The sequence below is a fragment of the Stieleria sp. genome (genome assembly GCF_041595215.1).
Taxonomy (GTDB): Bacteria; Planctomycetota; Planctomycetia; order Pirellulales; family Pirellulaceae; genus Stieleria; species Stieleria magnilauensis.
Genome location: NZ_JBFHKV010000415.1, coordinates 1 through 6,655, shown reverse-complemented (window position 1 = coordinate 6,655; position 6,655 = coordinate 1). Strand labels below are relative to the sequence as shown.

Below are 6,655 nucleotides of genomic sequence, written 5' to 3'. Positions count from 1 at the left end.
TCTGGTGCGGCGACACGACAACATCCTGGTCACACGGACGCTGAGCAAATCGTACGGCTTGGCGGGCATCCGCTTCGGTTTCCTGGTCGCCCAACCGTCACTGGTCGCCAAGTTGTCGAACATCAAAGACAGCTACAACTGCGACTACCTGGCAACCGTCGCAGCGACGGCAGCCATCCGTTCGCAAGACTGGCTGAAGGACGTGGTGACGAAAATGAACGCCACGCGGGCCCGGATGGAGTCTCAATTGACCGAGATGGGATTCAACGTGACGCCCTCGCACGCGAATTTTGTCTGGTGCCAACATCCCAGCGGTCGGCATGCGGACCTGCACCAGTTCCTCAAAAAGCAACAAATCTTGATCCGCTACATGGACTTCCCCGACTGGGGCGATGGTTTACGCATCTCGGTGGGAACTGACCAACAATCCGATGCGTGTATGATGATGATCGAGCGGTTTCTGCAATCGCTCTAAGACCGCTCCCGCCGCCCCACAACGTGCCATGTTTGACCCACTTCACAAGTGGCTGGGCATCCCGCCCTCGGAACAGCCGCCGAATGACTATCGGCTGCTGGGGCTGGCCAATTTTGAAGACGATCCGGAAGTCATCGACATGGCCGCCGATCGTGACCTGACGTTTCTGCATGGTCTGACCAACGGCGAACACGGCGAGGCCGCCGAAGAGCTTTCCAATCGGATTTCGGCGGCCCGTCTGCGGTTGCTCAACGCCGAAAAAAAAGCGGACTATGACGCCCAGTTGCGTGAGTTGCTCGACGAGGGCGAGATCGACATCGACTCCGTCATCGATTCTCTCGGCACAGCCAATCAGACTCCGGTCGAAACCTCCGAGCCCGTCGCCGCACCGCAAAATGCGTCGGCCATCTTGGGGATTGCGGCGAGCACTCCAGCCGCTTCGCCGGCCCCGACCACACCTCCAACGACACCCCCGACCACCGTCGCGGTCGCTCAAACGCCCCGCCCCGAAGCACCGCCAACTCCGCAGGTCCACGCGCGGTCGAACGCCAAGACGTCGCGTCGAAAACGCTTGAGCCTGTTCTGGGCCATCGGCGTCTTGCCCGCATTGATCGTGCTCGGATACCTGCTCTTTTCGATCTGGAACGGCGAACTGCATCTGGATCCGGACAAATTGGAACGTCTTGGAGTCCCCGCCGAACAAGCGGCCAAGTTTGCCGCTGATTCCAACGTCCCGGCGGAAGCCGAAGCGTTGTCCGACACCGAGGATGCAACGCCCCCCTCCGGCACGCCGAAAAAAATCGCCGCGTCACTGCCGCCCAACCAGACCGATTCGAACCAAGCTGAATCGAACCAAGCCATGGCCGCAGTTTCTCCCGGCCCCGCACCACCCGCGTCCAATCCGTCGCCCAACCAGACGCCCCCATCGGCCGCTTCCACCAACCCGGCATCTCCGCCGAGCACGTTTTTCCCGACGACCACGCCGCCCGTCTCTCCCAGTCTGGCCGAATACGTGACGCCGGCGGGAAAGCAACCGATTCCCTCGGCCGATTCGATCACCGCGAAGATGCAAACGGTCAGGGACCTGTTTCAACCGGAATACTTACAGGCCAAGCAACGCGAGCAGCGGATTGCGGTCGCAGACAAGATGCGTGAAACGGCCGACGAAACGAGGAACGATCCCGAAGGCCGATTCGCTCTGTACCGCGTCGCCCGCGAGATCTACATCGGCGAAGGCGACTTTGATTCGGCGTTTGAAATGGTCGATCTGCTCGACCAATCCTTCGAAGCGATCGATGTGATGGGTCTGAAACGTGATGTCATCGAAAGTGTCGCCGGCCGAGGTGTCCCCACGACCGAGTTTTCCGACGCGGCGATCAGCGTTGCTGAAGACTGTCTGCACGCCGGCCGACTCGATGACGGGATCGCGATCTGTAAGACGCTGCTGGAGGCGGTCATACGAATCCCGACGCCCCAATTGGGCCGGCTGAAAGATGTTCAACAACAACTCGCCGACGCGCAAACTCTGTTCAGTGACTACCAACTCGGACTGACGACGTTGGAATCAAATCCCGACGACGCCGACGCCCAAGCGGCCGTCGGCAAGTACCTGTGCCTGGTCGAAAACCGCTGGGCCGATGGGCTGCCGCGACTCGCCGCCGGTTCCGATCCGCTCTACCGCGAAGCCGCCGCGAATGAATTGACGCTCGCCAATGCAGACATGACGCAGCTACAGGTCGCCGACGGTTGGTTCAAGATCATCGACAGCTCCGAATCGAGTTTTGAAAAACGGTCGCTGGCCAATCACGCCAAATCGTTTTATCAATCGGCCCGACTCAAGACCGCCGGATTGGAAGTTCGAAAAATTGATCAACGTCTGATCGTGCTCAACGCGTTGGGAACGCCCGGCCCGCTCAGCGCCGCGCGAATCCGCGCCGAACAACGTGAGGCAGTGGCCAGAGCCAAACTGGATGCCAAGAACCGAGCGTTGGCCGCGCAACCCAAAGTCATCCAGACCCGCACCTACGATTCAACCGCCTCCACAGACTTTGCCCGCATCCGCGGCAACACGATCGTCGTCGGAATGGGCAACACGTCGTCGGGAACCGGCGAAGCCGCAGCCGGAATCGAGTTTGAAAACGTCGGAACGATCAGCGTGCAAGGTGCTCCCTCCCACGCCACCATGGTCAGCTCCTCGGCAACCTCGAAAATCGGCTTCGTCATCGATTACCACACCGGTTCCAGTTACACCAAGCGGGTGTTCCTGAACTTCGGCACGAACACCCCGAACTACTTCTATCCCAATCCTCCCTGGGGCACCGGCAAAGCGCCCGACGACCGTGATTTCTTGCCCGTCAGCCCCCAGTACACGCTTGACTTGGAGAAATGGGCGCCCGGCAATTGGGACGGCAAGTGTTGGTTCTCCGTCTACATGCAAAATTCAGGCATGAATCGCATGTTGACGGCAACCGTGGCGTGGCAACCCCGATCCAACCCTCTCGATTCAGAGTAAACGATTGAGCATTCAAGGGTCCGAAAAGCCGACGTCCAAGCCCCACAAGCCGTTGGTCGTGGGCATCGATTTGGGAACCACGTACAGCGCCGTTGCCTATGTCGACGACCGCGGCCAACCCCACACGATTATCAATAGCGAAGGCGATCTGACGACACCATCGGCGGCGTTGATCGAAAATCAAGAAGTCACGATCGGCAAGCTCGCACTCAAAGCACAAATCACGCTGCCGGGCAACGTCGCCACCTTTGCCAAACGCGACATCGGCAAACCCACACTTTCACATCCCGTCGACGGCCGCAGCGTTGCCCCCGAAGTCATCGAGTCGTTGATTTTGGGTCGGCTGAAACGTGACGCGGAAACCAAACTCGGGCGGCCGATCACACAGGCCGTGATCACCGTGCCCGCCTACTTCAACGAACCCAAACGGCGCTCGACCATTCGCGCCGCCGAACTCGCCGGGCTCGAAGTGCTGTCGATCATCAACGAGCCCACCGCCGCCGCAATCGCCTACGGGATCGAAAAACACAGCGAGATCCTCGGCCCGCAAACCGTGTTGATCTATGACCTCGGTGGCGGCACCTTTGATGTGTCCATGGTCAAAGTCGATCATTCGAAGATCACCGTCGTTGCGACTGATGGCAACGCGATGCTCGGTGGCATCGACTGGGACCGTTGCTTGGTGAAGTGGCTCGACGATCAGTTTGCCAAAAAGTGCAAGGTCCGCCCGTCCGAAGTGGAAACCGGCGCCGCCTGGCTGATGCAGGAAGCGACCGAACTGAAACACGCCCTGACCTCGCGAACCGAAGTCAAGATTCGTCTGACCTTCCAGTCCTCGACGTTAATCACCACGATCACGCGAAGTGTCTTTGAAGACCTGACCGCACATTTGCTCGATCGCACGCGGTTCACCGTCCGCAAACTGATGAAAGACTCCGCAACCCAATGGGAGCAGATCGATCAAGTGATCCTGGTCGGCGGCTCGACGCGGTTGCCTCAAGTCGCCGAGATGATCACGGCCCTTTCGGGCATGGAACCCAACCGGTCGATCTCGGCCGACGAAGCGATCGCCCATGGTGCGGCGATCTACGCTTCGACGATCCAGTCACGTGCCGCGACAAAGAAAACCGGTGAACCTGAATCCGGCGGACTCGTCATTTCGGATGTCAATGCCCACAACCTGGGCGTCCTCGGGATCGACCTGGAGACCCGCCTGTCGTGCAACTACGTGATGATCCAGCGAAACACACCCATCCCGGTCAAACAAACCACACGGTTTCAAACACTGCGAGACGATCAACGCAGCGTCGCGGTAGAAATTGTCGAAGGCGGTGACTCACGCGGCCGGTACGGGACACACATCGGCAAATGCGTCCTCGGTCATCTGCCCGCCCAACTGCCCGCAGGAACGCCCGTTGATGTCACCTTTCGCTACGACCGCGACGGGTTGATGCAAGTCGAAGCCAAACTACCCGCAACCGGCCAACAAGCCAGCATCCAAATCGAACGCCACTCCACCAGCGTCCCGTCAGAAACCGTCGACCCGTTCGATCCCGAATGGTCGATCCTGTGATCGTTCAACAGTTCCTCCAAACTCGCGCGAGCGACGTTGGTTAATTTGATTTCGGTTTCCTTTGACGTCCCCGATGCCATACTCCCTTCGATGATGTTTTGTTTGCCGCTGCGAGCCGCCTGGACCATTTGATCCACGGTGCGGTCAAACTTGGACAGAAAGCGGTCGCAGAATCGAACCGTGACGTCGTAAACGATCACTGATTTCTGATAGGACAAAAGGTCCTGATAGCCACCATGAGCTGGAATGAATCCGCTGGACATGGCTGAACTCCTTTAGCAGTCAGGGGCAGATGAGGCAGGTGAGTTTAACCGAACAGCGGCCCGTCTGCAGAGGGGCAACATAAATAGGACCGATAGGACATATGGGACCTATGGGGCACATGCGTCCCATCGGTCCCCTTGGTCCCATTGGGCCGCTATATTCTGCCAACCACAGGTCGATCCCATCCCCATCACCTCACACCCACCATGCCACGCTCCGCTCAAATTCAACGCACCACCGGTGAAACCGATATCCGCCTTTCGATCAATCTCGACGGAGACGGCTCGGGGACGCGCAACTCGGGGATCGGGTTTCTGGATCACATGCTGGACTTGCTGGCCAAACACGCGTTGATCGATTTGGACGTCGAAGCCAAGGGAGACCTGCATGTCGACGACCACCACACCGCCGAAGACATCGGGATCGCGCTGGGACAGGCGATCGATCAAGCGCTCGGCAATCGCGCCGGGATTCGTCGCTACGGCCACTTCACGCTGCCGATGGATGAATGCCTGGTCACCGCGGCGGTGGACTTGGGCGGGCGTTACGCGTTCGAATACAACGCCCCGATTGCGGCTTCAAAGATCGGCACCTTTGACAGCGAACTCGTCGAACACTTTTGGCAATCCTTTGCCGCCAATGCGAATTGCAATCTGCATGTCGTGCTGCATCACGGACGCAACGCACACCACATCGCCGAGTGCGTGTTCAAGTCGGTCGCTCGGGCGATTCGAATGGCCGCCGAATCCGACCCGCGCAGCGACAGCGTGCCGAGCACCAAGGGCGTGCTTTAGCGGGCGATGATGGAATCGAGCGCGAAGTCTTCGTGAGCGTCATACGGATAGAACTGTCGTGCGATTCGCTTGCCGAGAATCCCCAGATAAAGCTTTCGGAATCGGGCTTCGGTCGTCTCGTTGGTATAGACCCCGGCGGTGTTGGGGTACGTGAAGTCGTCGATGTCACGGCGGAATAGCTCTTCGCCGGTCTTGGCATCGATCACCGTGATTTGAACGTCGGCGTGGCCGCGATACAACGTCGCTCCGTCGCGCAGCTTCAAATTCATCACTTCGATCGCCAGCACCTTTTCCGCATCGACGCCGCGGCCGATCTCGGCGAATTCGACTTGGTCCCAGCCGTGGGTGTCGCGCCAATTTGCGATTTTGTCTTCGCGAATCAGTTCGATGTCATCCACCTCTTTGGACAGCCATTGCATCACATTGCGGCCCAAGATCCGCGCCGACACGTCGTCGCTGTATTGGCTGTTTTCGGTCAACGTGACAACCGCCACGCGCGAATCCTCCAACCCCTCATAGGCCGCCGGTACCTTGTCCGCGCCGGAGGCGTGAATCAGGTTGGACAGCAATCCGAGACAACCGGCTTGGGTGGAAACAAGAATGCAAGCGACCGCCGTCAAGCCAAGGCTTGCGACCAGGCGTGTCCCCTTGCCCGAGGAATGAAAACGAGACAATCGCATCGGCACAAAATCCTTTTCGTGGCTGATCTTCTGGTGAAACCTTACGCCATACCGAAAATCCGACCTTGCCCGCAAGGTTCATCACCGCGAGTTTTTCACGGCAGCCAAATTACGCATCCTTCCAAATCACCCCGGCATACCCCACCACGCGTTCTTTGCCACCGCCGTAATCTGCACTGGTCGCGTAGGCAATTTCCTCCGCATTGGCCGTTTTTTCCAGTTTTCGCATCACCATCAACACCAGGGCCGCGGGAATTTGGCCGCACATGCTGATGCTTTCTTCGCCGCAAACCCGCAACAATTCGGCGCCGTCGCCGGTGGCCAATGCGTCCAGTGCCAATCGGTCTCGCCGCCGGT

At 59.0% G+C, this 6,655-nt stretch carries 6 protein-coding genes and 1 pseudogene; 4 read left to right on the top strand and 3 right to left on the bottom strand.

The features are described 5' to 3' along the window. The 3 genes from ABX749_RS16675 to ABX749_RS16665 all read left to right on the top strand — a co-directional run. A partial coding sequence (locus tag ABX749_RS16675; RefSeq protein WP_372896965.1) for an aminotransferase class I/II-fold pyridoxal phosphate-dependent enzyme occupies positions 1–475 on the top strand: 475 nt, incomplete at its 5' end. A 28-nt stretch (positions 476–503) separates the two neighbouring features. Then, positions 504–2,987, top strand: a complete 2,484-nt coding sequence (locus tag ABX749_RS16670) for a hypothetical protein (RefSeq protein WP_372896964.1) — start codon at positions 504–506, stop codon at positions 2,985–2,987. Between the two features lie 4 nt (positions 2,988–2,991). After that, a complete protein-coding gene (locus ABX749_RS16665) occupies positions 2,992–4,560 on the top strand; it encodes an Hsp70 family protein (protein ID WP_372896962.1) in 1,569 nt (522 codons plus the stop codon). 17 nt (positions 4,561–4,577) lie between these two features. On the opposite strand, the pseudogene ABX749_RS16660 reads toward ABX749_RS16665, so the two are convergent. After that, positions 4,578–4,823 (bottom strand): annotated as a pseudogene (locus ABX749_RS16660) (hypothetical protein); the annotation flags it as partial. Between the two features lie 207 nt (positions 4,824–5,030). On the opposite strand from ABX749_RS16660, the gene hisB reads away from it, so the two are divergent. Next, complete coding sequence (hisB, locus tag ABX749_RS16655) at positions 5,031–5,618, top strand: imidazoleglycerol-phosphate dehydratase HisB (RefSeq protein ID WP_145220006.1); 588 nt, start codon at positions 5,031–5,033, stop codon at positions 5,616–5,618. Here the strand turns inward: hisB and ABX749_RS16650 are convergent. After that, positions 5,615–6,298 (bottom strand): hypothetical protein, encoded by a 684-nt coding sequence (locus tag ABX749_RS16650; RefSeq protein ID WP_145220008.1) that lies wholly within the window; start codon positions 6,296–6,298, stop codon positions 5,615–5,617. The genes hisB and ABX749_RS16650 overlap by 4 nt on opposite strands. A gap of 109 nt (positions 6,299–6,407) precedes the next feature. After that, positions 6,408–6,655: AmmeMemoRadiSam system protein B (gene amrB / locus ABX749_RS16645; protein WP_372896961.1), on the bottom strand; the 248-nt coding region annotated here is incomplete at its 5' end.